Below are 25,880 nucleotides of genomic sequence, written 5' to 3'. Positions count from 1 at the left end.
ATCCCCCTACTCCGATTTCAATCTAACATTAAGATATGTCAAATTTTTTTCTTCCTCTGATAAGGTGTCAGCAACTCGTCTAATTTCCTTATCCACATTACCAATCCTGCTTTTCCACTGCGAACCTATTGATGAATTAATTCTAGAATCACCCATGCCAGTTATTTTTAATGGATTTCCACCCGCAATTTGATCTGGGTCATGTAATGTAGCTTTATCCTTTATCCACTTTAAAGCTTGCTCTTCTGCTTCCCTAAATGAAAAACCTTCTTCCATAAATTCATCAATTTTATCTTGCACAGCTTGTTTTCGTGTTAATCTTTGAGCTGAATTTGCTTGTTTTGATCTCCCATATTTTAAAAATTAGTTCCGATTCTAAATAAACTCATAAACTGTCAATTTTCCCAGTCCATCTTCTTGGTTTTTTAATTGTCATATAAACTCATCTTCATTATGTTTCCGATTACGTTTAGATTTGATTCCAATTTCGTCAGTACGCGAGCTATTATTACCCACTCCGCTAGTTTTATTACTTCCTTCTAATTTACTATGCCCATGAGCAAGTTGATAAACGTCATCCTTAGTTACCGTACTTGCCTTTGAAAACTTTCCAGTTACTTCTCCAACAGTTGAAGGAAGCTTCACTCCTATTCCAGTATCCACCATCCTAACCGCTACTGGAATAGGAGTATTTTTCATAGCATCTAGTGCATTCTTTAAAGTCTTATTTTCCCTAGGCGATTGTACCACATTATTTCTACTCTAAAACACAAAAAAGCACTTGTTGCCTCAAATAGACAATCAAGTGCTTTAAGTTCATATGTTTTTAAGTAGCATAAATTTGTAAGATTTATAAGATCTGTAAGTTTTGTATTAACAGTACGACACCTTTTACATGCCATGACAACTACTACGTTAAAACTTACGAGTTTTTACGAGTTCGTTAGTTTAATGTACATTCCATGTGTTTATATTCATCGCCATGTAAAATGTCATCTCGCCTAAGCTCGTACTTCGTTTTCTATTCTATCATTGCACACAGTACTCCATGATGGTATTACCTTCATGGAGTCTCTATTTTCAAATATATCATTTTTCTTTTTTCTAATTCAATACTTTAATTATCTTTAGTTCGCTTGCCTTATGTGTTAGTGATATATAACACCTTTCTTATAGATAGCTTTGGCACTATAGAGTGCTCCTAAAAACATTATCTTTCCTCTCTACACAAATGAATATAATGACCAAATTCAGGAAATACATCCCAGTTTCTTTCAAGGGTATCGCTAATCTCACGCTCCTCGACTAAGCCGGTCTTTAAATCCCTTCTTTCCATTGCTATATAGCCATTTTCTCGGAATCCCAAAATCAAGCTACTTACTTCTGTATCAGTTTCATCATCATATTCCCAATACGTAGCTGTTCTTAAAAATATCTTACTGTCACTCACAACTTCAAAATCATAATTTAAATACTTACGAATCAAGTCATCATAAAATCCCACCGAAACCCATTCATTTGTAACATTTACAATATACTTAAGGTTTTCATCTTCAGTTAATACCGCCGTATATGGTTCATGTTTTTGATGGTATGTGTATGCATCACGGTCATCTAAAATATTCCAAGGCTTCTTTTTAATATCCGACCATTCGTCACAATAATAAATTTTCATAGTCAATTATACACCTTCCCTTTAATATCCCTAATAATAATCCTATTTTTTGTTGCTTCATCAAGAATCGTTTGCGGAATTGGTTTATTTTGAACTGGTACTTCTAATATTAACTCACCTTTAAGCCGCCCCCCTTTGAGAGCGTTAGGATTAAAAGGACCATTTGATATTTTAGAACCTGAAGGATATTTTTTTGTAATTTCATTTAAATAACTCTTAGCTGTCTTTTCTTGCACTTCACTAAGTTGAGTGAATTTTCTAGATACTATTTCCTTATTGTGCGCATATGAGTCAACTACGTATTTTTTACCCCCTACTTCTTTTGCTTCCAACTCTACCTCATTATAAGGGTAACGAGGACGATTTTCCTTATTAAAATTATTCCCTGCTTCCCATCGCTCTTTAAGCCAATCCGGTACACTTTTCTTTTTAGGTGTAGCTTCACCCGTACCCTTAACCCCACCACTCTCCAAATTCGAGATCCTACTCTGAATACTCGCCTTTGAGGCATCATGGGCTTCTTGGAATTTCCCGCTATAGTTCGTTCCAGATCTAACGACACTTCCATCTGGCATTATTTCTACACCTTTAGTGAATGGGGTTACAGAGTCCACACCTTTTGCTAATGTATTTTCAATTATATAATACTAGTAATTTCTGTTAACCTTAATTCATAAAAATAATTTTTAAACATTTATAACATGCCTATCTAATAAAAAAGCGCTTGTTGTCTTTCGTAGACAATCAAGCGCTTTAAGTTCATTTGTTTTTAAGCAGCATAAATTTATAAGTTTTGTAGTAACAATATGACACTTTTTATACTTCATAACAAATACTATCTTAAAACTTACGAGTTTGTACGAGTTCTTTAGTTTCATATACATTCCATGTGTTTATATTTATCGCCCGGTAAAATGTCATCTCGCCTAAGCACGTACTTTATTTTCTATTCTATCATTGCACGTAATACTAATTTTTTATCCATATCTAAATTCTTCTTTATCACCTATTCAACGTAATACATCGGTGAACTTCTATAATAAAATTAAACTATTTAATCAGTAAAACAAATTTCCATATAAAGTTTACATAATAGTAATACCTCTTAAACTTCCAATTCTACTTTTAAATTATTTATCAACTCAGCAAGTGAATTAGCAAGAAATTCGTTTTCTTCCGTTTCAAAATTCTCTATCAATATCTGTCCTGTTTTATTGTCAAAGATAATAGCCATATCTTCTGGAGAGACAAATCCTATTTGTATATATCTAAATTCTCTTCCATTGTTCTCTTCATATTGTTTCATTACTTCAAAAAATTCTAATATAGATTTACATGGTTCTATGGGTTCAAGATTAACTAATCTTGAACCGTAAAAGCCTTGTAAGCTTAAGAACCAATACGAATTAAAGTATTCTTTCATTGCATGGTGAATATTCATACCCAGCTTTTTTTCAATTTCTGTAAAATCATCTAAATCAACTTTTTCAATAGGTTTCCAATATACATATTCTTCTTCATCTGGATTACTTAAATACAATCGGGGATCAATCTCTTCATCCCACGGTGCTTTAGGATATGTACCATATTTTGTATCCCATACATTTATGAGTTCTTTAAAATAATGTTCTAATGCTTTTTTTATGTCCATGTTATACCTCCAAAAAGATTACTTAATAAATACTTGAAGACGTTCAGCGTTTTCTTGATCTTTTCCCCATATACCTATTTGTTTCTCTATATTATGGATTCCTCCACTCCCTGGATGCAACGGTTGTGGAATAGCCATTGCTTGTCCCCCACCACCAATATGATGATGTACTAAAGGTTTTCCTTTTAATCCCACAATATCATATTGAGGGAAATGTCTCCTAAAGACCGCATCATTTACAATAGCCCATCCATTATTAAGATTTTTGATGTTAGCATCGCTAAAATACTCAGGATGTAATTCATATAGTTCATTAAAATAATACTTGTTATCTCTTAGCCATCCTTCTGAATTTGTACTTTGCTTCCCCTTACCTATATAAGGCATATCCACAACAAGTTTTTCATCTGCTACTATTTTAGTAACAAATGTTCCTTTTCTAGTAATTATTTCATACTCTTTATTTAAAACGGTGTCGTCAATATCACGGTATACTCTCACTGGATGGTTTGTATTACCCGTACCCTTAGCAAGTTGATAAGCGTCATCCTTAGCTGCCGTACTTGCCTTTGAAAACTTTCCAGCTACTTCTCCAACAGTTGAAGATTCTATATAAGGAAGCTTCATTCCTATTCCAGTATCCACCGTCCTAACTGCTACTGGAATAGGAGTATTTTTCATAGCATCTAGTGCATTCTTTAAAGTCTTATTTTCCCTAGGCGATTGTACCACATTATTTCTACACTAAAACAAAAAAAGCACTTGTTGCCTGTAATCGACAATCAAGTACTTTAAGTTAATATATTTTTAAGTATCGCTAATTTTGTAAGTTTTGTAGTACAGTTTGACACCTTATATATATCGTGGCAACTACTACGTTAAAACTTACGAGTTTGTACGAGTTCGTTAGTTTTATGTCCATCTCATGTGTTTATATTCACCACCATGTAAAATGTCATATCGCCTAAGCTCGTACTTCGTTTTCTATTCTATCATTGCACACAATACTCCATGATGGTACAACCATCATGAAGTATTTACTTTTTAACAGCTTATTCTTATTCTTATTCTTATTCTTATTCTTATTCTTTTTCGTTTACTTGTCTTATATGAATTCTTTAATTTCTAACCCTAATTGTCTATACCTTTCAATACTAATTAACCCTCAAATTATAGATTTCCTGCTAACATTAAAAGGATCTACGTTATTTTCCTCTAACAAATCTTCAAATTTTTCTGTTCCGTATTTTACAAAACATTCATATTCCGACTGGGAAATAAAGAATGCTAACAAAATTTTACCATCTTGATCTTCACTTCCAGTACGTACATCACCATATTCTTCTGGAAAAGCGAATGGTTCAGTAAAGTAAACTGCACTTTTATTATATTTTTGAACAAATGATTTATCAATACTTTCAATACCACTAATTGCTGTTCCTCGTCCTATTTCTATTCCATTACCTATACAATAAAATAAAGCACTTGCAAGGATATACCCTGTACTATTAAATGCCCCATCAACTACCATTGAAATTTCAACATTATCCCCTACTATTTCTTCATATTTACTGAGTCCAAGTGTATTAAAAACTAAACATTCTTCAAATACATTTTCATATTTTAAAATTTGCATACTCGGAAGCTCTTCATTATTTTTAAAAACCTCTCGGTCTATTGGATCACCTAAATATTTACTATAATGGTCATAATAAAGCTCTCCGTAATTTATCATTCTTTTATCTCCCCTTTATATGTTCCTTCTATTCCTTCAAATTTATGACTTATATTACATTCATGACATTGAACCCTTAGTCGAGCATTATATTCATCCAATACTTCTTTTCGTGTTGGTTTTACTTCACCTGTTTTCATACTTACAACTCTTTCTGCCCAAGTATCTGGATAATGATCTAAGTCATATCCAATTCTTTTTACTGGTCCATTTTTAGTATTAATGGTAATACTATCTGGAATATCTTTTCCGCACGTGGGACAAATCATTTTTCCTGATGCATTTTTTGGTGCTTCACTTTCTGCTTTAACACGAGTACCTTTTCTAAAACTACTTCTCTTATACAAACTATCAGTTTTTTTAACTTTTGTACTACCTTCACCCGTACCCTATGTTGTAATCTTAAACTCTCACAATAAAAAAGCAAACCATGTAAAACCTTATTAAACTACTTCTTTTTCTTCCACTACCGGCAATTCATAAGCTGTTTTATATTTCATCATGCCATATACAATGTTTACAAGCCTTCTCATAATACATACCAATGCTTGTCCTTTTGTTTTTCCCTCTTTAAGTTTCTTTTGATAATATGCATGAAACACTGGGTTTCTGGGTAACTTACTTCCTTTTGCTACTTGCACTTGCTGTACAGCTAAATTATAAAATAAAGCATGTAGCGCCCTGTCTCCTTGTTTGCTTTTGTGTGTCTTACCTTTCCCACCAGAACCAAAGTAAACAGGCGCAATCCCCGCGAATCGTGCTAATTTGTTGGCATTTGGAAATCGCCTTACATCCCCAATTTCTGCAATTAATGCTGATGCCGTCACAAGTTCTATTCCCGGCATCGTCTCTAATTGATAATCTAGTAGATTTAATAACCGTTTTAATTCTCTTTCGATGTATTTCATTTCCCTCTTTTTAAACTCAATATCCCGTACAATACTTCTTACTAAAAAATCTCGCGTTTCTTGATACTCTTTCATTGTTTGTCCATCTTCTTTTACAAGTTTTAATATGTCGCTTGCTTTCTTTACTGAACATGTATTGTTGCTAACATCTAATAAAAAAGCTGTTAATTGCTTTATATTTACCCCCTCTAAACAAGAGGGTGACGGATATTGCTGCCAAAATGCTAATGCTGTTTTTCCATCTAACTCTGAGAAAAACTTTTTATAGCTTGGATAATGATGGTTTAATTGAATATGTAGTTGGTTCTTTAATGCACTTTGTGCTTTTACTAATGCATTCCTTCTTGAATCTAGTTGTTGTATCGACCAAAATAAATCGTTTGGCTTTGCATCTGGCAGTTGATTAAATTTGTTTATCAGTATGCGTGCTACACATTCCGCATCCCAACTATCATTTTTTTGTATCATCACTTGGCTCTTTCGCTCTAAAAATGATAAAGCTGGATTTACTTCTTTCACAACTCGTTCATGGTCTACTAAATATTTCGCTAACGCTCTTCCATAACCACCAACATCTTCTAAACCAAATACAACAGTTATCCCATCACACACATATGTCTCTACTTCTAATAAGAACTTCGAAAATGCAGATGGTTTATTCTCAAATTGTATTTCTCCTAGTTTCTCTTGCCAACAATTAATCATAACAGCCGTATGCTGCTCTTTATGTAAATCTACTCCTACATACAAATAGTTCTGCCTATGATGCATAACTCATCCCTCTATTCAATGATTTAGTCATATATAAAAATGTCGGCAACCTTAGTTCGAGCGTTCATCTTCCGATGCGCATAGGTACGCAAGCCTAGCCATTTTCATCACTCTAGTAGTATGTATAGTAAAATGAGCTAATTTTTTAAGTGAGTTTATAAAATAATTGCTGAATGTTTCCCATTTGTCTGTATTTGACCATATGTGTATATCCCTCGATAAAAGCTCTCCCGGTCTAACATGCGTTTCACTTGTACTTTCGTAAACCGTTTCCCTTTCTCTGTACGATAGCCTTCTGCATTCAGTCGTTCTGCCAATTGAGTCAGCGACCACTGCCTAAAAAAGTGTCGTAACTCAAATAGTCTACGTACAACCACTGCTTTTTCTGCATCTACTTCTAACACTTTTTGTCCTTTCTTGACTGTGTACCCAAACATCACACCGCCACCCGCATATCCACCTTGTTCCGCTTTCTTCTTTCTGCCTCTACTCAGCTTCAATGCAATCTCGAGACGTTGATATTGATCTAGTAGTTCTAACATGCCATTTACTAAAAAATCATTTGGGTCATGCGTGTATATACTATAATTGGGTTGTTCAATCGCTTTCACATCAACCTTATGTTTCTTTAGCTCTCGTTGTATTAATACTTTTGCCATATCAGAGCGCCATAACCGAGATGTATTTAATACAATCACGCGCCTCACTTGTTGATATGCCATATCTGACAATAGTTCTTGTAAGCCTTCACGTTCAACTGTTAATCCATTTTCATCAACAGTTGCGCCACTTAGTCCTCTATCTTCATATACATGAAGCAATTGTAAGTTATTTTCCATACAATAACGTTCGATTTCTTCTACTTGATACGTTAAGCTATAACCTTCACGCACTTGTCCTTCTGTTGAAACTCGTACATAACCAACTACTTTCTCTTCCATATTGATTCCTCTCCCGTTACAGCAATTAAAGTTCCTGTAACGTTTACCCGTTTTTTGCGGATAACGTGTGCATAACGTCCATCCGTTAAAACGTACTTTACGATGAATTCAAAAAATAACACAACCCTTTATTTTTTCTTCTACTATCGTCATACCCTGTACACAGCCATTACAATCTATAAAAATTAACAATTAATGCACTTATAAAATTATACGTTTACCAACTTATTTCTACGCTAAAATGCAAAAAAGCACTTGTTGCCATAATTGACAATCAAGTGCTTTAAGTTCATCTATTTTTAAGTAGCATTAAATTTGTAAGTTTTGTAGTAACAGTATGACACCTTTTATACGTCATGACAACTACTACGTTAAAACTTACGAGTTTGTACGAGTTCGTTAGTTTAATATACATTCCATGTGTTTATATTCATCGCCCAGTAAAATGTCATCTCGCCTAAGCTCGTACTTCTTTTCCTATTCTATCATTGCACATAATACTCTATGATGGTACAACCATCATGAAGTACTTACTTTCAAACACTTATTTCTTTTTCTAAAACACTAACCTTTATTCTGCTGAAGGATTATAATCAACCTCTACATTTTTTAGTCCTTCTATTACTTTATTTATTCTTCTCGATAAGTCTTTTATTTCTTCTAATGTTAATTCATCTCCTGCTTCTTGTGGATTAAACTTGCTTAATCTCCTTGTTATACCTTCAATAAGCCCAATAAAAACTTTATCATGTCCAATTGCAATCTCACCAATAGCAGTATCAACAATAACATCTTCTATCTTACCTAAGTTATCAAACTCATCTGATAGTTTTGCTATAGCATACTTATATCCCCTAGCTTCATCTAACAACTCTTTATATGTCTCCTGAATTGCTTCAAATAATTCATTATACTCCCAATCTTTCATAATTACTTTCCTCCAAAGAATTTAGTTTAAGGAATAATTCTATTACCATTGTTGTGTACGACTTCTAATTCAATATTTTTATATTTAGCTGCAAACTCTGCTATAACTTTATTACAACTGTCGCAAGTATCCAATTCTGTAAATAACTTAATTCTACCACTAGCTTGTGTATTATCCCCAAGCCTAGAAGCTATATCATTTAGTATTTTATACTCAGTATCTGTATTCCTTAAATAATTAAATCCATTTTTACCAACTGCTTCTGTAGCCTTAAACATTGGATTTTCAGGTTGTAAAGAAATATCAGGCACCTTATGCTCAAGACTTCCCTTAAGTTCATTTATGCTACTTTGAGCATAAAATTCCGATTTGCTTATCCCACTGACATCCACTTCGGCAACAGCAAAATTACCAGATTTCTTATATTTACTCGATAAATTTCCTCTTAGTTCCTTCACTCTATCAATTATATGCGCTTCTGTTACTGAATCTATTTGTCTAGTTGGATATACTTTACCCGTACCCTTAACCCCACCACTCTCCAAATTCGAGATCTTACTCTGAATACTCGCCTTTGAGGCATCATGGGCTTCTTGGAATTTCCCGCTATAGTTCGTTCCAGTTCTAGCGACACTTCCATCTGGCATTATTTCTACACCTTTAAAGATTGGGGTTACGGAGTCCACACCTTTTGCTAATGTATTTTCAATTATATAATACTAGTAATTTCTGTTAACCTTAATTCATAAAAATAATTTCTAAACATTTATAACATGCCTATCTAATAAAAAAGCGCTTGTTGTCTTTCGTAGACAATCAAGCGCTTTAAGTTCATTTGTTTTTAAGCAGCATAAATTTATAAGTTTTGTAGTAACAATATGACACTTTTTATACTTCATAACAAATACTATCTTAAAACTTACGAGTTTGTACGAGTTTGTACGAGTTTGTACGAGTTCATTAGTTTAATATACATTCCATATGTTTATATTCATCACCCAGTAAAATGTCATCTCGCCTAAGCTCGTACTTCCTTTTCTATTCTAGAATTGCACATAGTAGCCCCTGATGGTACAACCATCAGGAGTCATTATTGTCAAACTCCTCATTGTTTTTCCTGTATCACTCAAAAATCTTTTTGGAGTTCCTTTATTTAGTTTTAATCATGTGCTTTGTCTAGATAGATGTATTAGTGAAGCATACCCATAAATTCATCAAATGTATCTGCAACATGATGACTTACTGGTTCAAGTTCAGCAGAATTCTCATGATCCCACACACAAACCTTCGGGTTATTTCTTGATTCTCTAAAATCTAAACATAAAAAATCACCGGCAAATAATACAGCAATTGGTAATAAAGCTACTCCCAGTAAATCTCCATCATCTGTAAGTCTCTCATCTAGCTGAGTCCACGTTACATCAATATCAAACATACCTATTTCAATATTTTCTGGGGCTTCAAGAATACATAAAAACCTAATAACTGCATAGCTATGGTTATTACACACAAAAGATTTCTTTTCTGGGGAACCACCATTATTAACTTTTATGAAGTTCTTATAATCTACCGGTAGTTGAACTCTCCAAAATTCTTCTTTCTTTAATATTAAACTATCAGACGGTAACGGATAAATTATAGATTCTTTTTTAATTTCCATTCAAAAACACTCCTTTTTTTATTATCTTGGCGCATCTGCCCACATTCCTTTAGTCCTTCCACCATTATGAACAGTAATACCATGGATTCCGTAAGGAACTAGTTGCATTTTCCCTGGTACTTCAGTATGATGCCACGTATAAGAACCATTTTCCACCATAGCCCTTATATCTTCTGGAAGCCTGTTGTTCAACCAGTCAAATTGCTCTACATCTCTTTTTAACCATAAATTTTTTGGCAGTTCATCTTTATGCACTACTAGACCAAGTCCTTCAAAATCAGCAAATCCATAGCGCATACCTTCTACTTTTTTCACTTCAACTTTCGGGATAAGACCTAATTCTTCCGCTCTTTGTTTTATCATTTTCCTTTTATTACTTGTTAATTTGTTCCCACCTTTAATATTATTGGCCCAAGACCAGTTTTTAATATCTATTACCTCAATATAATGTCGAGCATAATCATCTAATACATCATCAAAATTCTTAGTTCCGTTAATAAAATCATCTATATTATTTAAATTAACTTCACTTGCTGTCTTACTTCTATCACCCGTACCCTTAACCCCACCACTCTCCAAATTCGAGATCCTATTCTGAATACTCGCCTTTGAGGCATCATGGGCTTCTTGGAATTTCCCGCTATAGTTCGTTCCAGATCTAACGACACTTCCATCTGGCAGTATTGCTACACCTTTAGCGAATGGGGTTACGGATTCCACACCTTTTGCTACTGTATTTTCAATTATATAATATTCCCGACTTAATCTATCTAACAATCCTTAAAAATAATCTATATTGATTTTCACTAATTTAGCAATCTCTAATATCTCTAAGAAAAAAGCACTCGCTACCAATCATAGGTTTTCGAGTGCTTAAATGTATATACTTCCCATCATATTTAAATCATTTTTAAGATTTGTTCCTTCACATTTTCGTCAAACTTGGCTCCTTCTACCTTTGCTCCTGTCCAAACTACATTGTCAAGTTTAGCACCGGTAAAATTCGCGTCAGTAAAATCACCATTTAAAAGGGTCGCTCCTGTTAAATCTGCGTTTGTAAAATCTGCATTTCTAGCGTTTACTTCTGATAAATTAGCATCTTCTAAATATGCTTTTTCAAAGTTACCTTCTGTAAGATTCGCGTTGCTGAAATCCGTTCCCGAACAGTCGGCCTGTTTTGCATCTATTTTATATAAATTTGCTCGTCGAAAAGTAGCATGATTTAATATCGTTCCAACTAATTCTCCATATGAAAAATCAACTTCATCAAAACATGTTTCAAAACAACTACTTATATTTACCTTTGCATATTTCATATTGGCTTTAGAGAAATTAGCTTCACCAAATCTACAATCTGCAATATGTATTTCCTCTAAATTACAGCTCCTGAAATCAGCAAACTCAAAATCACAATCAAAAAAAGATGCTCTCATTAGTGAAGAAGCTCTTAAATGGACTTGTTTTGCCATGATACCCTCTGCCATCACCTCTGACAAATCTGAAAAAGTAAGATCTAAATTGCTCATATCTAGCCCATCTATAATTTCATCATTGTATTGAGATCTATTTAATATTTCCATGACTCTTATTCTATCATTATTTTTCTCATCCATGATTACAAATTCCTTTCATTTAACTTTCCAGATACTCCTTCCAAGCAACATTTGGAGAATAAGTTACAACCATTCGACTTTCATGAAAACTTGGCATGGCCATTACTTGAGCTGGTTCTAAGTATTTCATTACATGTAACCAACTATCAAGTAACATATCTATATCGGCTTCTAATGGATTTTGTAAAAGGTCTATACAAATCCCACCCCAATCCAGCTCTGATACGACAGCTGGGCTATTTAGTAATAATTCCTTATCAAACATGTCTAAAATATGACCACTCAAATATGTTTTAGCGCCTACCCCCAAAGGACCGTTAGGAAGAAACCTTACCGGTATAGGTAAGGCAGACATATTCATCCACATATGTAACCGTTCACGTTCTGTATTCCATGGATAAGACGCTTTCCAAAAGATTTGCGACACCCCAAAACGTGGTTTTACAATTTCTGCGATTTGATCGGATAACTCAAAAAAAGCAGACCATAAACTTTTAGGTATTGATTTATGAAACTCAAACTCAAGATATGACCTATGACTCCAGTTAACTTTAAAGCTTCCTCTATAGTGCACTGCTTTATCACGATACAAATGTACTTCTGATACTTTACGTTCCAAAATCACCTTTTCAAGAATTTCCTCACGATTATATTCTACCCGTACAGTTTCACTGTTACCCCAATGAGTAGGAGCAAATTTTTCATTCGAATCAAACACGCTCAAAAGACGACCTAGTATCTCTTCCTGATTAATCGATATTGTAGGATACATTGCAATTGTAAAATAATTAGGTTTCATTTAAATCCCCCTTAATACTAAAAAGTAAAGTTACATACTTATCTATATTTTTATCCATATACCTCCACCAGGGATATCTGGGTGCGCTTCCCACTTATGTGTCACTTTACCACTATTTGGATCAGTATAGAAAATGTCACTCTCTTTCGCTAAAGGCCCACTTGGTCTTGGATGAGGAGGAATCCCATTCAAATCGGGTTTATCGCTTGATATTGTCACAATATGACTTCCATTTTTATCTTCGAGCATCTCTCTTTCAGCTCGCATTTGGCTGTCATTATGAATAACGTGTTCTTTGTCACTTATTTTGTGTTTGTGATCATGAACTAAATCGATTTCATCCTTAGCATTACGACCTATACTATCTGGACGCGTAAGATGCCCTTCACTGGATGTATACGTAACAACCTTGCCAGAGTTATTGTCCTCTAATGTACGATTTAGGTGTTCTCCCAAAGCTTTTCTTCCTTTTATTTCTTCTTCTCTTCCACGCTCTTGACTTTTCTTTAAATTTTCACGCTTAACATCCCACTCTTTACGTTCTAAAGGCTCTTTTGTTTCTTCACAATGACGATTATACCTAATGTTATCTGCTTCCTTATAATCCCCCCGTGCTTTGGCTTCATCTATTTTTATTCGATAGTATTTTTCTCTTTCCGGGGTTAGTTTAATTTTGTTTGGGTTTGCGTTACTACCACCACTACCCTTAGCAAATTGATAAGCGTCATCCTTAGCTGCCGTACTTGCCTTTGAAAACTTTCCAGCTACTTCTCCAACAGTTGAAGATTCTATATAAGGAAGCTTCATTCCTATTCCAGTATCCACCGTCCTAACTGCTACTGGAATAGGAGTATTTTTCATAGCATCTAGTGCATTCTTTAAAGTCTTATTTTCCTTAAGCGATTGTACCACATTTTTACCCAAATTTGGATTAAAACCAGGCATTCCGTCTTTGAATTTTAATAATTTGGCTAAATCGGCTAATTCACTCGTCCCTTTGAATGCTTTTACTCCTTTTCCTACTGCTCCAACAACTGGGATTGCATCTAATCCACCAAAAATGATGTTTCCTACCCGCTCTTCTTGGCTCAATTTCCTATGTGTTCCCCAGTCTTCTCCGTCGATACCGCTTTTTATTTGTACACCTCCGTATACTACTGCGGCAGCGGCCCCGAGTGGTGGACAAAGGATTGTTGTGATGATGATTCCTACGCCTATTCCTATGTCTCGCACCATTTCTAGTTTTTTCTGTTCATCTTCTATCGATTTGTATTCAAATCCTCGTGTGGATGGGACTACTTTCTTGTATTCTTCATAATTTAATTTTGCATCCGGATTTTGTTTTTTTAGTTCTTTGTATTCCTCTCTCAGTACGTTATCAAATGCAGGTGAATCTTTAAAAATATCTTCTACTGTTATTTTATCTTTCTTCTTCTGTATTGTTTGTGGTACACTTCCGTAGCCCGCATGCGCACCTGGTAATACTGTCGTTGTTGTAGAGCCAATTCGGTTATTTGTTTCAAAACTGAGAATAGATGTATCTCTCATTTTTTGAGCAAATTTATCCATTTCTACTAAAAAAGGTTTATCTATATGTTCAGAGACTAATCGCCCTGCTTCTCCGCAATATTTTTGTAATGTCGAATAGCTATCAAGTAATTCCCCGATTTTTTGCGATTGATCTTTAGGATTAAAATGTATACTACCATCCGAGTCTAAATCTCGTATTCTTCCATCAATTCTTTTTAATGATTCATTTGCTTCCCGTAATTTCATGAGTGCATCTTTTGTAATTCGATTCATACCATCCCCCATGTTTTGCCATGGTTCAGGTCTATATTTCACATCCATCTCGTTTTCATCCCCCCAGCCGTATGGTGATTTCTACAACTTACTTAATATTTCACGTAATTGTTCGTCCTTTTCAAGCATTTCTACACATACATTTCCTACAACTGTCGCTGACCTAGAATAGTGTTCAGCCAATTCTAGTGTTTTGTGTAATATATCAGGATATTTTTCAATTACTCTCATCGCTTCACCTTTTTGATAAAAATCACAGCTTAATAAACTCTCAATATTCGTTCCAATGACGTCTACATGGATTTTATATATATTTTCTAACTTCATTACTATATCAAGTAGTTCTTGAAAATTAACTAATACTTCTTCTCCACCACCAGAACCACTATCTCCCATTGATACTTGCATTATTGAATACCTCCTAACGAGAATTGTCTCGGGTCAATTAACTTTTTATATGGCATTTTTAACACGTCATACAATTTCTTATTAATCGCATAGAGGCTCACCCAGTCATATCGATTACGATCTACATCTATTTGAACGAAATCTTCTCCTTCAGTAAAATATAAGAAACATTCCCATTTTCCTCCTCTATTACTTCGAGGCCTCGTATACGTTTCTATCGCTATAACGTCTTTATTTGATAAATCTTTTTCCTCAAATGTTTGTTGTTCTGTCTCTGTCATTCTCTTTGAGAAAAATGTATCTTCTATTTCCCTCGGTTCTCTCAATAAGAAAGGAATGCGTGTTAATAATGAAAAATATACGTCCGGCTTTGGTATGTAGTCGATCTCGTATTTTTTATTTGGTTCTATTTCTGTTAATACAGCCACTCGGTCTTTATCCTCATTTAAAAAGCCAATTAATACATTATTCATTCTCGTGTATTCATGACAATTTTCATATTCCTTTAATAGTTCAATTATTTGAAAAGCTGCAGGGGTAATTCCATTTTCACTTGTAAGTAGGCCTTTTTCTTTTAAACTCGTAGTTGCTTTCGTGACACATTCTGCATCAAGTAAAATAATTGCGTCACGGTTTGGCAATCCAAATATATCGGTAACCCCAGCTGCACCTGCGAGAACATATAATTCAGCAGGTGCAAAACTCATTTCTTTCCCCATTCTTTTATCCCTCGTTTCTCCATCACAGTTGTTTTATCGCCCTTACTTCCGATTTATCTCCGTACGTTTGAATGCTTTTATCTAACTCTTTCAAAGCTTTCGTATGTCCTTCAAATGCCTCTACCATTTCTGAATTATATTGAATGATCAAATCAAGATAACTTAAAAATGCATCTCTCGTTTTTCCATTCCATTTCGCACCTGTGACATATGCTTTTAAGTCTTTCGCTTGGTTTAAAGAATCCTTCATACCATTTTCAATGTTTTGTGCGTAAGAAATGGCACTTGCAGTGTTACTTCCTATAATTTCAACCTCTTTACCACTCATGTTGGTTCCCTCCATTCTTTGTATGCTTAATGGATAAGTTTTTCAAATTCCTTTTTCTTTTCTTCAAAAGCCTTGGTCGCTGCAGCGTATGCTGACGCTTTCTCCGATTCTGCTTTCGCTTTATATTCCAAATACTTTGCATAAGCTGTACTTTTTGCAGATCCAACATCGCTTAATGCACTTTTAAAATAGGATACTAATGTATGTAATTCTTCATCCTTTTCATGACGTTTTTGTTCAAATTCAACTGCCGGAATTTTATTAGCTTCTAAGCCATTACTTTTACTCTCATACTCTCTCTTCGCTGATTCAGCCTCTTGAATGAATTGCTTTAACTCTCTTTCTTTATCTTTTAAATAATCATGTAAATCATCATACCGATCTCGTTTCCTCGCACTTTCTGTAAAACCAGACGCATTTAAAAAAGCATTGTACAATTCATCTAACATCTTTCTCCCCCTTTAGCACAATAACTATGTAGTTAAATTCGTATATTTAAACATGAATATTCATTACATTAAGAATTAACAAATAATTATTTTTACATATTGCTATTTTATCAAAGGGATTTTAACATTTCCATATTTTATGAATGGCTTTCGCATTTTTCTTCAATAAAGTGAAACTTTAATCAATATGACTATGTATTTATGTGCAGAAATAATAAAAAACACTGCCAGGCGCAGTGTTTTTTATTACTACCTTTTATCCAATTCATTCGTATTAAATCCTTGCTTGAGAGTAAGACCAGTTCTTTCTTATTTCATCAACAACTATTTCTGGATAATCCCAATGAAGCGTACGAGTAGGCTCCCTGATTCGTTATACTATTTCTTGGGCTGTTTTGTTTCTATATTCATTCCAATATTTTGGCTCAGTCGCTCTTAAAAGAACAATAGAAAAAGGATCTGATATGAATATCAGATCCTTAACTTTAATTTCTTAATACATACATCTTTTTACACGATAACTGGTTCGTACGTGCTCAAATTATCATACTCAGTTTTTACAATACTAGGTGGATGGTTAACACATCCTCAGATTCACCTTTTCTTGTAGCAGTGCATAATGTTTAATAAAATTAAAGCATATTTTTACTTACCAGACTTAATTTTTTCGTTATATTCTTCTAAAGTTAACCCTTTTTCTTTTAGATAAACGGCAACTTCTTTTCCTACATAACGATAGTGCCATGGCTCATACTTAATGCCAGTAATATTCTCTTTATCTTTTGGATAGCGGAGAGTAAATCCATATTCTGCAGCGTTCTTATCTAACCATTTGAATGCATCGGTAGTTTCAAATTTTGCATTTAAATCTTCTACAGTATTCTGCCATTCAACTGAAATAATGTCTAACGCTAATCCAGTATGATGTTCACTTGCACCAGGATACTGAAGATATTCCAAAGCCTTAGCACTAGCCTCTTTATCCGACAAGCCTTGAGATTTATAGCTTTTAACTGAAGCATCATAATAAGTTTGTTGTAATTTTATAGCTCGATAACCTGATCTTAAATAAAGATTGATTCCCTCTTTTTTTGCAGCTGCTACCATATCCTGATAGGAAGTTGCAATTCTACTATCTATTTTCATATTTGGCTTCGCATTTTGAGTGATACTTGTTAATTCAATTCCTAGTTCCTTTGATAACATATGCTCTCTATTTACAAGGATAATTCTCCAATCATTAACATCAGAGATAGGTAAAACATCTTTTTTCTTCGCATGTATTTCATTTTTATTTTTATCGTTATTATTAGTAGTTGCCTGAGATGTTTGCTTTCCACTACAAGCAGCAAGACTCCATCCCATTGCTAATACCAATGCTAAAATTATAAATTTCTTAATTGTATCTCATTCCCTTTTTGTTTATTAGTCTTTATACCAATTTCCCAACACGTCTCTAGGAATCTCCTTGAAATCCTTCAAAGAAACGGGGCCGACAAATTTTTTAATTCCATGTTTTTTAGAATTTTCATCCGAATAATCTTTTAAAAATTGAATTTTAAATTGTTTCTTACCATCGGCATAGTCGGTTACTGTCGGTACGATTGCCGCTTGTCGTATACCAAAAGTTTTATCTTCATACTTAACAAATTGTACATAAGATAATCCTCCAACTAATGTTTCTAATTTTTCTTGCGCAGAAATAAGATTTCCAAGAGAATAATAGATTAGCGTTTCATGTCCATCTTTATTTTGTTTCCACTCAATTGGTTGAATTACATGTGGATGATTTCCAATTACTACATCTACACCTAAATCTGTTAAATATTGAGCAACTTCTTTTTGTTGCTTTGAAGGTGTTGAGGTATATTCTACTCCCCAATGCACCATAACAATCACCATATCAGAGCTACTCTTTGCCTTTTCCACATCATTTTGTATCGCTTTTTTATCAATTAAATTTAAAGCCCAAGACTTATCAGCTGGAATTTTAATTCCATTCGTACCATATGTATAATTTAGTAACGCAAAACGAATACCATTTTTTGTAATCGTTTTTATTTCATTACGCTCGTTTTTACTCTCATTAATACCTACTGGGATAACATCCGGATATTTTTTCCAGTATTCTCTTGTATTCGCAACACCTTTAATACCCATATCCATAGCGTGATTTGTCGCTTGCGTCACTATATTGAATCCAGTGTCCACTAAAGATTGGCCTACTTCTTCAGGTGTATTGAAAGTCGGATATCCCTGTACTTTTAAATTATTTCCGGCAATCGGAGTCTCCTGGTTCACTATAGCAAGATCACTTGATTTAACAGCCTTTTTGATATTTTCATAAATATAATTATAATCATATGAACCGTCTTTTTGTTTGCCATCTTTAATTACTGCGTCATGATATAAATTATCACCCGTAGCTATTAAATTCACAACCGATTGTACTTTTTTATCTTCCGTAAAATTAGGAGACTGTTGGATAGGACTTTTATCTACCCAATTCGGTGCTTTTAATGATGTATCTATATTGGATTCAGCCGGTGGTAACGAAGCTTTAGATGTCTTAACATCAGTATTACCACAAGCGGTTAAAAGCACTAAAAAAATAAGACATACTAAAAAAAACTTTTTACTTCTCTGTAAAGTATCTAACATGTGATCCTCTTTTCTGTTTTATTCCTTATAACCTGTTCTAACAAATCATTCTTTAAAAAAACGTATTTTGGTTTTACCCTTAATTATGGAAGGACACTCTGTTACACCTGCTTCGGAATATACTAATAATTGTTTTCCGCTTTCTAGCAATCTATCGATTCCATCAGAAGTAATAGATTACTAGAAAAACATAATCCATCAGGATGTCGACTAGTTTGATATACCTATTCCAATTGCAATAACTCGTTTAATATTTAAACAAGATAGGAGAATCGTTCATATAGCCTCTTCTCTCGCTTTATGTTTAAGGTGCCTCCAAAAAAGGGATCGTTGCTGTACCCCTTTACATAGTGCGAAATTTTTGCAACTAATTTCTTTCATTCAAGCGACAAACATTATACCGATAACAATAAGTAAGACCCAAGAACTTATTTTACCAATATACGAAAAAAGTAGCAATCTTTTGTCCCATATAAAGAAGCCCATTAGGAGAAATGAACGAGAGATTCATTCTATTCAATTCCTGCATTGATTAATAAAAAAACAAGCCACCCAACTATTGGATGGCTCTATACTATAAAGAGAATTTGTTATTGGATTACTTCAATTTCCCTTCAAAAACAATCTTCCTACCGCACGGTTCAACTACTGTTTTGCCGTCTTTTTTTACTTCATGAAAGATTGGCTCTTCCATACGACGAGACGGAGCGTAGCCTTCTTGTTCCATACGTGCTAAGCAGTCTGTAATTGTTTCATTTTCAAGTACTTCAAATTTCTTTTTATTAGGTTGTTTTGTCATGCCCTAACCTACTTTCTATTTTTCTTGATGCAAATTGATTTTTCATGTAGACCATATATAACATTGCGAGAATTCCCATTATAATCATAACCGCAATAAAAAAGCTTGTATACTGTATTTTTTCTATAAATACGCCGCCTAATACAGGTCCCATAATACTTCCTAAACTAAAAGCGATTCCGGATAATATATTACCTGCCGGTAGTAAATGTCTCGGTAATAAATCAGTCATAAATCCAAGCCCTAAAGAGAAGCACGATCCAATAACCATACCCGCTAAAAGCATGCAGGCAAAGACGATCCAGTAATATTGATCAAATACGGCGGCAAGTAGAAAAATGCTCGTACTTATGCTAAACGTCCACGTTAATATACGGTCCCTTCCGTATTTATCACTCAATATACCGAGCGGAATTTGTGTAATAATACCCCCAACTGCAAATGCTGGTAATAAGAAGGATACATCTGAAACAGACCACCCTTTACGAAGTGCGTATACTGGTAAGTTACTGTTTAGCATTGCTTCAAGTACGCCATATGCAAGTGGTCCTAGCAGTGCAATCCATCCTAATCCAACAACTTGTTTATAACGAGAAAATGATGATTCACTCTTCGCTTCTCTTTCATCTTGCGCTGGGAATGCATTTTTTGTTGGAAGTAGTAAAAGCCAACCTATTAAACAAAGTATAGTAGATATAATAAATGGCGTTGCAAGACCGTACTGCACAGTGCTTGCTAAATACGGGCCAACGGCAAAACCAATTCCAAAGAATACACCGTATATCGATACTTGTCTCCCTATTTTACTTGGGTCTGATGTTGTCGTGATCCACGTTTGTGTTCCGACATGAAGCATATGATCTCCGACTCCAACTAGAAATCTAAGGATAAACCATACCCAAAACGAAAATGTTTGTGTAAAAAAGAATAATGAAATAATAACGAGAAACCCACCTATAACAATAATCGGCTTCATTCCAAACCTTTGCATCGGTTTTTCAAGAAACGGCGAAATGACTAATATCCCAATGTACAATGCCGTCGCATGAATACCATTAATACTTGAACTAACCCCTTCTTGTTCAAAAATCATTGCAATGGCAGGTAAGAGCATTCCTTGTGATAAACCTGAGATTGCTACAATCCCAACCATAATCCAAAAAGTAAAACGCATTGACATCCCTTTCCCTCTCCTTCTCACGCTTCCACTTTTCATTATAAACTGTTTCTGCAAATGCGTGTACGGATATTCACAATAAAAAACAAGCTAAAAGAATGAACCTTTTAGCTTGTTATCTTATCCTTCCCAAACTTGCGCTTTCACATTGTTATGAAATTGCTTAAAGTATGGATGTTTATAAAAAGCAGTTTCATATAAGTATTGCTGTGCGTTAGCGATTGGTGGCTGCGGATATTGCATTTGTAAAGGAACTACAGCTGGCGAAACTTGCATATACAGCGGGTTTATCATCATTTTTGTATATGCGTAATGATTATATGGCGAATAAGCGATGAAAAATGGTTGATGCATTGATAATCTCCCCTTTTACCTACAATGTTATAGTATATGCAATACCTTTCATTTCGGGGATTATTTCTGTTCTAACCAATTCTCTACATGTTTTATAAATACATCTAAACAATCAATAAACGGCGAGTGTCCGCAATCTTCTAATACCTTCAACTCTGCATTTGGCAAATGTTTCGCTAATTCCTCACCGACTACTTGGGGTACGACATAATCTCTATCGCCTTGTATGACGAGTGTTGGCGCTTTAATACGATGAATTTGCTTACTTCCCTCTACAACCCCATTATGTTCATCTGAAATATTAAATGTAATGAGCGCATAATTCACATCTACGAAATTACGTTGCGTTAACATATCATCTAAATACTTTTCATAACGGTCCGGTTCAGGTTGGTTATGCGTATATATTAATAGATTCCATACTGTACGGTAATATAGTTTGTTCATATTTTTTATCGCGTCTAATACTGGAGCGATTTGTACTGGATCTTGTGCAATTTCTTCTTTCGTCTTTACTAAACTTGATACAATCGGCTGCCCATTCGTATCTTTTTTAAAGATTGGGTAACCTTTCATTCCTACTGATTCTACTAAAATTAACTTTTCTACAAAAGTTGGGTGATTCGCTGTAAATTGCATCGCAACGCCACCGCCCATTGACCAGCCCATTAATGAGAATTTCTCTAGCTTTAACTCGTCGATAAATAATTTTACATCTTCTGCAAAGTCTTGTAATGAATCTATCGATTGATTATACGTTGATTGTCCAAATCCTCTTAAATCAAGAGCGTAAATATGGTATTGATCTTGCAACTTTTCAATAACTAAATCCCAATGTTGTGACGATGTCATGTTCCCGTGAATGAGTACAAGAATATCTGTATTTCGCCTTCCAACTTCCTGATATGCAATCGTTTCTCCGTTCGATAGTGAAACAAACTCCATTGTTGCAGGCTTAATCATCACAAGTTCCCCCATTCTATTTAATAGAAAGAAAATTCTTTACTTAATTAAAGAATAGCACGTAGAATGTACGTTCGCAACATAAAACCTATAAGAATTTTTTACATAAATCAACATGTCTATTACTAGACAATTATTATAAAAAAGTATATAGTTAGCTAGGTAACTAATTTGAAAGGATCAAAATACATGGACGAAAAACAACATTTTTTTCACATCGTCAGCCAGACTTCTCGAAAGTTTACGAAGAAATTTAATGAACGTGTATCTCCAACAGGGTTATTTAGTGCGCAATGGGCTGTTATTTTCCGCATTAATCAAACTGGTTCTTGTACGCAAACAGAATTGTGCCAGTATTTAAATGTTGAATCACCAACGATGACTCGTACATTAACACGTATGGAAACGATGGGATGGATTATTCGTACAGAAGGTAAAGATCGCCGTGAGAAGCTCATTTCTTTATCCGAAACAGCGATAAAGATGATTCCAATATGGCAAGAAGAAGTTGATACTTTCGAAGAAAAAACACTAGAAGGTATTAATGAAGATGATTTACATCAAGCATTTCAAGTTTTACAACAAATTATTAAAAATTTAGATTAAATTGGAGGGATGACGATGCAAAGTGAGAAACTTTGGACGAAGGATTTCCTCGGAACTTGTTTTAGTAGTCTATTTCTCTTCTTAACATTTTACATGCTTATGACTACTCTGCCTGTCTATGTAATAGACGGCCTAAAAGGAAAACCTGAGGAAATTGGTTTAGTTGCAACTGTGTTTCTTATTTCTTCTGTTTTATGTAGACCATTCACAGGAAAATGGCTCGATGATTTAGGAAGAAAGAAAATATTATTTATTTCACTTTCATTATTTTTAGCCGCTACTGTTATGTATTTCGGTGCGCAAAGTTTATTCTTATTACTTGCCCTTCGCTTCTTACACGGTATTGGGTTCGGGATGGCAACGACAGCTACTGGTACGATCGTAACTGATGTTGCGCCAGCTCATCGACGAGGCGAAGCACTTGCATATTTCGGCGTATTTATGAGTCTGCCGATGGTAATTGGTCCTTTTTTAGGTTTAACAATTATTTCTCATTTTTCGTTTACTGTGTTATTTATCGTTTGTTCCGTATTTTCATTACTTGCATTTTTATTAGGACTACTTGTAGATATTCCACACGAAGCACCTGTTAGCAAACAAAAACGTGAAAAAATGAAATGGAAAGACTTAATCGAACCATCTTCTATTCCGATTGCACTTACAGGATTTGTTTTAGCCTTTTCTTATAGTGGTATTTTATCCTTTATTCCTATTTATGCGAAAGAACTCGGTTTAAGTGAAATTGCAAGTTACTTCTTTATTTTATACGCACTTGTTGTTGTCATTTCTCGTCCATTTACAGGAAAGATTTTTGATCGCTTCGGTGAAAATGTACTCGTTTACCCTGCTATCATTATTTTCACAATCGGAATGTTCATATTAAGCCAAGCACAAACTTCATTTTGGTTCCTTGGCGCAGGTATGCTAATCGGTTTAGGTTACGGAACATTAATTCCGAGTTTCCAAACGATTGCGATTTCTGCCGCTCCAAACCATAGACGTGGTTCTGCGACAGCTACGTATTTCTCATTCTTTGATAGTGGTATTGGCTTTGGTTCTTTCATTTTAGGTATTGTCGCAGCGAAATCCAGTTATCATAATATGTATTTTATCGCAGCTATTATCGTTGCGTTCACTTTACTTTTATATTATGGATTACACGGACGAAAACAAAAATTCAAGAAACAACCTACAGACGGAAAAATTTCCGCTTAACGTTAATAAGGAAAGTAAACTTCCCCGTTTACTTTCCTTATTTTGTATTTCTTTCAAGACGAGCGTATACTTATAGTAGAAATAAAAAGGAGGGCCATATATGAAACTAAAAAAATCTCCCCTACTCTTACTTATACTAACATTCATATTTGTAATTACAGGGCTTGGGTTTACTTACTTCAAACAAAATAAAACGACCCCATCAAAACATAATGTGACAAAAGAAAACTGGTTAAATGACCCTTACTTACGTTGGTCATATACCCATATGAAAGAATTCACTTTAGTTAATAACGTAAAAAACAATCCTGACCAAATTGCTCACTTCCCTTCCGCATTGCAAAACTTAGACGATTTTGCTGTGGAGCGTAGATTCGGAAATACAACTCCTCTAAAAAAACTTTTAGACGATAACAAAACAGATGCTTTTGTCGTTGTACATAATGGACAACTTGTTTACGAACGATATTTCAATGGGTATAAACAGAATGAACCTCATGGTATGGCATCATTAGCAAAAGTCTTTACCGGGGCGATTATACAATCTCTCGCTGAAGAAAAACGTATTGACTTAGAAAAAACAGCTGACACTTACATAAAAGAATTAAAAAACACACCGTTCGGTAATGCCACACTTCAGCAATTAATGGACATGCAAGTGTCAGCTGAATATCCTACTCATGGATATGAGCAGCCTGGGCTAGAAAATCAAGATGCACAATTATATTTAGCTAGCAATATTTTACCCCGCGGCAAAAATTACGACGGTCCGATGAAAATTTATGATATGTTACGAGAAGCCGAAGAAACTGCACCGCCTGGTTCTTCCTTTTCTTACAATAACGGATCAACAGAAACGCTCGCTTGGATTATTAGAACTATTACTGGTAAATCACTAGCTGAAAATGTAAACGAACGAATTTGGTCTCAAATTGGTATGGAAGAAAACGCGTATTACGTTACAGATGAAACAAAAGTAGAACAAGCTAGTGCTGGATTAAATGCAACTGCTAGAGATATGGCGAGATTCGGGCAATTACTATTAAACAATGGGGAATATAACGGAAAACAAATTCTCCCTTCTTCTATTACAGGAAGTGTAAAAAATGTCCAAGAAGGTGAACTTGCAATTGGCCCTGGAGCTTCCATTTCTTATCATAATCAATGGTGGATTCCGCACAATGAACAAGGTGCTTTCGAAGTGTTAGGTAGTTACGGACAAACACTTTACATCGATCCGAAAACAAATATGGTAATCGTTCATTTCTCTTCTAATGCAACGCCAAGTAATGAAATACATTCGGTTTACTCAAATATGTATATTGATATTGCACATCATTTAGAAAAGCTTCCACAGTAGTGGAAGCTTTTTCATTACAGTACATTATTTACACTACTATACCAATTATCTTTTCGTTATTAGAAAAGATTGAAAAAACAATTACCTAAAATACACCTATCGAAAATTTTATAAGCAGTTTACAATTTTAATTGAGCGTTAACTTATACATCCACACCTTTTGGAGAATGTATTAAAACACTTCCCTTACAAAGATTGTCTGTTCATATTGGTCGAAAATTTCTTCTATAGATGAAAATAAAGTTTCTTCCGGGATGATGAACTTTATTTTTTGACCATTTTGCAACAGTTGCTTTGAAGCCAGCTAGTAACCTTTCTCTATACTATCCCTATAAGTGCTACCCCATTTCCAACCGT

The 25,880-nt window shown here is 34.5% G+C and carries 29 protein-coding genes and 2 pseudogenes; 3 read left to right on the top strand and 28 right to left on the bottom strand.

The window, feature by feature from the left end:
- Nucleotides 1–6: 6 nt before the first annotated feature.
- The 28 genes and pseudogenes from ACTFR8_RS16355 to phaZ form a co-directional block, all read right to left on the bottom strand.
- Nucleotides 7–339 (bottom strand): annotated as a pseudogene (locus tag ACTFR8_RS16355) (polymorphic toxin type 15 domain-containing protein); the annotation flags it as partial.
- A 93-nt stretch (nt 340–432) separates the two neighbouring features.
- Nucleotides 433–699 (bottom strand): hypothetical protein, encoded by a 267-nt coding sequence (locus ACTFR8_RS16350; protein WP_260854366.1) that lies wholly within the window; start codon nt 697–699, stop codon nt 433–435.
- 511 nt (nt 700–1,210) lie between these two features.
- Nucleotides 1,211–1,675, bottom strand: a complete 465-nt coding sequence (locus ACTFR8_RS16345) for a hypothetical protein (RefSeq protein WP_144608259.1) — start codon at nt 1,673–1,675, stop codon at nt 1,211–1,213.
- A 2-nt stretch (nt 1,676–1,677) separates the two neighbouring features.
- Entirely contained in the window at nt 1,678–2,316 is a 639-nt protein-coding gene (locus ACTFR8_RS16340; RefSeq protein ID WP_252210026.1) for a hypothetical protein, read from the bottom strand.
- A gap of 464 nt (nt 2,317–2,780) precedes the next feature.
- Nucleotides 2,781–3,326, bottom strand: a complete 546-nt coding sequence (locus ACTFR8_RS16335; protein WP_097863120.1) for a SecY-interacting protein Syd — start codon at nt 3,324–3,326, stop codon at nt 2,781–2,783.
- 18 nt (nt 3,327–3,344) lie between these two features.
- Nucleotides 3,345–4,061, bottom strand: a pseudogene (locus ACTFR8_RS16330) (hypothetical protein); the annotation flags it as partial.
- Nucleotides 4,062–4,491: 430 nt separating this feature from the next.
- Nucleotides 4,492–5,061 (bottom strand): suppressor of fused domain protein, encoded by a 570-nt coding sequence (locus ACTFR8_RS16325; protein WP_000611567.1) that lies wholly within the window; start codon nt 5,059–5,061, stop codon nt 4,492–4,494.
- On the bottom strand, nt 5,058–5,408 hold the full coding sequence (locus ACTFR8_RS16320; RefSeq protein ID WP_223153415.1) for a GH-E family nuclease: 351 nt from the start codon (nt 5,406–5,408) through the stop codon (nt 5,058–5,060). Before ACTFR8_RS16320 ends, ACTFR8_RS16325 begins: the two co-directional genes overlap by 4 nt.
- A gap of 96 nt (nt 5,409–5,504) precedes the next feature.
- Nucleotides 5,505–6,740 carry an IS110 family transposase gene (locus ACTFR8_RS16315; protein WP_044584683.1) on the bottom strand — a complete coding sequence of 412 codons (1,236 nt, stop codon included), beginning with the start codon at nt 6,738–6,740 and terminating at the stop codon, nt 5,505–5,507.
- 155 nt (nt 6,741–6,895) lie between these two features.
- A complete protein-coding gene (locus tag ACTFR8_RS16310) occupies nt 6,896–7,681 on the bottom strand; it encodes a recombinase family protein (protein ID WP_000391698.1) in 786 nt (261 codons plus the stop codon).
- A complete protein-coding gene (locus ACTFR8_RS16305) occupies nt 7,666–7,803 on the bottom strand; it encodes a hypothetical protein (protein WP_080449845.1) in 138 nt (45 codons plus the stop codon). The genes ACTFR8_RS16310 and ACTFR8_RS16305 overlap by 16 nt, the downstream gene beginning before the upstream one ends.
- A gap of 449 nt (nt 7,804–8,252) precedes the next feature.
- A complete protein-coding gene (locus ACTFR8_RS16300) occupies nt 8,253–8,609 on the bottom strand; it encodes an Imm3 family immunity protein (protein ID WP_000656075.1) in 357 nt (118 codons plus the stop codon).
- 26 nt (nt 8,610–8,635) lie between these two features.
- Nucleotides 8,636–9,256, bottom strand: a complete 621-nt coding sequence (locus ACTFR8_RS16295; protein WP_234483322.1) for a deaminase domain-containing protein — start codon at nt 9,254–9,256, stop codon at nt 8,636–8,638.
- A gap of 542 nt (nt 9,257–9,798) precedes the next feature.
- Entirely contained in the window at nt 9,799–10,269 is a 471-nt protein-coding gene (locus ACTFR8_RS16290) for an SMI1/KNR4 family protein (protein ID WP_044584685.1), read from the bottom strand.
- Between the two features lie 21 nt (nt 10,270–10,290).
- Nucleotides 10,291–11,046 (bottom strand): HNH endonuclease, encoded by a 756-nt coding sequence (locus tag ACTFR8_RS16285; protein WP_165852348.1) that lies wholly within the window; start codon nt 11,044–11,046, stop codon nt 10,291–10,293.
- A 122-nt stretch (nt 11,047–11,168) separates the two neighbouring features.
- On the bottom strand, nt 11,169–11,882 hold the full coding sequence (locus tag ACTFR8_RS16280) for a pentapeptide repeat-containing protein (protein WP_000343658.1): 714 nt from the start codon (nt 11,880–11,882) through the stop codon (nt 11,169–11,171).
- Nucleotides 11,883–11,901: 19 nt separating this feature from the next.
- Nucleotides 11,902–12,681: a hypothetical protein gene (locus ACTFR8_RS16275; RefSeq protein WP_098379139.1), complete on the bottom strand. Its 780-nt coding sequence runs from the start codon at nt 12,679–12,681 to the stop codon at nt 11,902–11,904.
- 42 nt (nt 12,682–12,723) lie between these two features.
- On the bottom strand, nt 12,724–14,532 hold the full coding sequence (locus ACTFR8_RS16270; RefSeq protein ID WP_044584686.1) for a hypothetical protein: 1,809 nt from the start codon (nt 14,530–14,532) through the stop codon (nt 12,724–12,726).
- Between the two features lie 33 nt (nt 14,533–14,565).
- Nucleotides 14,566–14,892, bottom strand: a complete 327-nt coding sequence (locus ACTFR8_RS16265) for a hypothetical protein (protein ID WP_001198201.1) — start codon at nt 14,890–14,892, stop codon at nt 14,566–14,568.
- Complete coding sequence (locus ACTFR8_RS16260) at nt 14,892–15,611, bottom strand: DUF5081 family protein (RefSeq protein WP_252209634.1); 720 nt, start codon at nt 15,609–15,611, stop codon at nt 14,892–14,894. The genes ACTFR8_RS16265 and ACTFR8_RS16260 overlap by 1 nt, the downstream gene beginning before the upstream one ends.
- 22 nt (nt 15,612–15,633) lie before the next feature.
- Nucleotides 15,634–15,939, bottom strand: a complete 306-nt coding sequence (locus ACTFR8_RS16255) for a WXG100 family type VII secretion target (protein ID WP_000014535.1) — start codon at nt 15,937–15,939, stop codon at nt 15,634–15,636.
- 26 nt (nt 15,940–15,965) lie between these two features.
- Nucleotides 15,966–16,388 carry a hypothetical protein gene (locus tag ACTFR8_RS16250; protein ID WP_000883470.1) on the bottom strand — a complete coding sequence of 141 codons (423 nt, stop codon included), beginning with the start codon at nt 16,386–16,388 and terminating at the stop codon, nt 15,966–15,968.
- Nucleotides 16,389–17,033: 645 nt separating this feature from the next.
- Nucleotides 17,034–17,765: a M15 family metallopeptidase gene (locus tag ACTFR8_RS16245; RefSeq protein ID WP_000241986.1), complete on the bottom strand. Its 732-nt coding sequence runs from the start codon at nt 17,763–17,765 to the stop codon at nt 17,034–17,036.
- A 48-nt stretch (nt 17,766–17,813) separates the two neighbouring features.
- Entirely contained in the window at nt 17,814–19,049 is a 1,236-nt protein-coding gene (locus ACTFR8_RS16240) for a CapA family protein (protein WP_000887599.1), read from the bottom strand.
- 598 nt (nt 19,050–19,647) lie between these two features.
- Nucleotides 19,648–19,848 carry an NETI motif-containing protein gene (locus tag ACTFR8_RS16235; protein WP_000166303.1) on the bottom strand — a complete coding sequence of 67 codons (201 nt, stop codon included), beginning with the start codon at nt 19,846–19,848 and terminating at the stop codon, nt 19,648–19,650.
- Entirely contained in the window at nt 19,832–21,028 is a 1,197-nt protein-coding gene (locus ACTFR8_RS16230; RefSeq protein WP_252209635.1) for an MFS transporter, read from the bottom strand. The genes ACTFR8_RS16235 and ACTFR8_RS16230 overlap by 17 nt, the downstream gene beginning before the upstream one ends.
- A gap of 117 nt (nt 21,029–21,145) precedes the next feature.
- Nucleotides 21,146–21,379 (bottom strand): hypothetical protein, encoded by a 234-nt coding sequence (locus tag ACTFR8_RS16225; protein ID WP_000554161.1) that lies wholly within the window; start codon nt 21,377–21,379, stop codon nt 21,146–21,148.
- Nucleotides 21,380–21,439: 60 nt separating this feature from the next.
- Complete coding sequence (gene phaZ / locus ACTFR8_RS16220) at nt 21,440–22,342, bottom strand: intracellular short-chain-length polyhydroxyalkanoate depolymerase (RefSeq protein WP_000594881.1); 903 nt, start codon at nt 22,340–22,342, stop codon at nt 21,440–21,442.
- 189 nt (nt 22,343–22,531) lie between these two features.
- Between phaZ and ACTFR8_RS16215 the strand changes: the two genes are divergently transcribed.
- The 3 genes from ACTFR8_RS16215 (at nt 22,532) to ACTFR8_RS16205 (ending at nt 25,523) form a co-directional block, all read left to right on the top strand.
- Nucleotides 22,532–22,948 carry a MarR family winged helix-turn-helix transcriptional regulator gene (locus ACTFR8_RS16215; protein WP_000343675.1) on the top strand — a complete coding sequence of 139 codons (417 nt, stop codon included), beginning with the start codon at nt 22,532–22,534 and terminating at the stop codon, nt 22,946–22,948.
- Nucleotides 22,949–22,963: 15 nt separating this feature from the next.
- Nucleotides 22,964–24,163, top strand: coding sequence for an MFS transporter (locus ACTFR8_RS16210; RefSeq protein WP_001190318.1), 1,200 nt, complete (start codon nt 22,964–22,966; stop codon nt 24,161–24,163).
- Between the two features lie 100 nt (nt 24,164–24,263).
- A complete protein-coding gene (locus ACTFR8_RS16205) occupies nt 24,264–25,523 on the top strand; it encodes a serine hydrolase domain-containing protein (RefSeq protein WP_098379142.1) in 1,260 nt (419 codons plus the stop codon).
- The last annotated feature ends 357 nt before the right edge of the window (nt 25,524–25,880 follow it).

Source organism: Bacillus cereus group sp. MYBK15-3 (genome assembly GCF_051916765.1).
GTDB lineage: Bacteria > Bacillota > Bacilli > Bacillales > Bacillaceae_G > Bacillus_A > Bacillus_A cereus.
The sequence above is the reverse complement of the archived record's forward strand: the minus strand, read 5'-3'. Positions and strand labels throughout refer to the sequence as shown.

Coding starts and splice junctions, on each gene's coding strand:
- ACTFR8_RS16215 (WP_000343675.1), top strand. CDS start 22,532: ATGGACGAAAAACAACATTTTTTTCACATCGTCAGCCAGACTTCTCGA.
- ACTFR8_RS16295 (WP_234483322.1), bottom strand. CDS start 9,256: ATGCCAGATGGAAGTGTCGCTAGAACTGGAACGAACTATAGCGGGAAA.
- ACTFR8_RS16265 (WP_001198201.1), bottom strand. CDS start 14,892: ATGCAAGTATCAATGGGAGATAGTGGTTCTGGTGGTGGAGAAGAAGTA.
- ACTFR8_RS16230 (WP_252209635.1), bottom strand. CDS start 21,028: ATGTCAATGCGTTTTACTTTTTGGATTATGGTTGGGATTGTAGCAATC.
- ACTFR8_RS16255 (WP_000014535.1), bottom strand. CDS start 15,939: ATGAGTGGTAAAGAGGTTGAAATTATAGGAAGTAACACTGCAAGTGCC.
- ACTFR8_RS16260 (WP_252209634.1), bottom strand. CDS start 15,611: ATGGGGAAAGAAATGAGTTTTGCACCTGCTGAATTATATGTTCTCGCA.
- ACTFR8_RS16250 (WP_000883470.1), bottom strand. CDS start 16,388: ATGTTAGATGAATTGTACAATGCTTTTTTAAATGCGTCTGGTTTTACA.
- ACTFR8_RS16315 (WP_044584683.1), bottom strand. CDS start 6,740: ATGCATCATAGGCAGAACTATTTGTATGTAGGAGTAGATTTACATAAA.
- ACTFR8_RS16300 (WP_000656075.1), bottom strand. CDS start 8,609: ATGAAAGATTGGGAGTATAATGAATTATTTGAAGCAATTCAGGAGACA.
- ACTFR8_RS16275 (WP_098379139.1), bottom strand. CDS start 12,681: ATGAAACCTAATTATTTTACAATTGCAATGTATCCTACAATATCGATT.
- ACTFR8_RS16325 (WP_000611567.1), bottom strand. CDS start 5,061: ATGATAAATTACGGAGAGCTTTATTATGACCATTATAGTAAATATTTA.
- phaZ (WP_000594881.1), bottom strand. CDS start 22,342: ATGATTAAGCCTGCAACAATGGAGTTTGTTTCACTATCGAACGGAGAA.
- ACTFR8_RS16205 (WP_098379142.1), top strand. CDS start 24,264: ATGAAACTAAAAAAATCTCCCCTACTCTTACTTATACTAACATTCATA.
- ACTFR8_RS16270 (WP_044584686.1), bottom strand. CDS start 14,532: ATGGATGTGAAATATAGACCTGAACCATGGCAAAACATGGGGGATGGT.
- ACTFR8_RS16240 (WP_000887599.1), bottom strand. CDS start 19,049: ATGTTAGATACTTTACAGAGAAGTAAAAAGTTTTTTTTAGTATGTCTT.
- ACTFR8_RS16350 (WP_260854366.1), bottom strand. CDS start 699: ATGAAAAATACTCCTATTCCAGTAGCGGTTAGGATGGTGGATACTGGA.
- ACTFR8_RS16335 (WP_097863120.1), bottom strand. CDS start 3,326: ATGGACATAAAAAAAGCATTAGAACATTATTTTAAAGAACTCATAAAT.
- ACTFR8_RS16235 (WP_000166303.1), bottom strand. CDS start 19,848: ATGACAAAACAACCTAATAAAAAGAAATTTGAAGTACTTGAAAATGAA.
- ACTFR8_RS16345 (WP_144608259.1), bottom strand. CDS start 1,675: ATGAAAATTTATTATTGTGACGAATGGTCGGATATTAAAAAGAAGCCT.
- ACTFR8_RS16310 (WP_000391698.1), bottom strand. CDS start 7,681: ATGGAAGAGAAAGTAGTTGGTTATGTACGAGTTTCAACAGAAGGACAA.
- ACTFR8_RS16280 (WP_000343658.1), bottom strand. CDS start 11,882: ATGGATGAGAAAAATAATGATAGAATAAGAGTCATGGAAATATTAAAT.
- ACTFR8_RS16210 (WP_001190318.1), top strand. CDS start 22,964: ATGCAAAGTGAGAAACTTTGGACGAAGGATTTCCTCGGAACTTGTTTT.
- ACTFR8_RS16225 (WP_000554161.1), bottom strand. CDS start 21,379: ATGCATCAACCATTTTTCATCGCTTATTCGCCATATAATCATTACGCA.
- ACTFR8_RS16290 (WP_044584685.1), bottom strand. CDS start 10,269: ATGGAAATTAAAAAAGAATCTATAATTTATCCGTTACCGTCTGATAGT.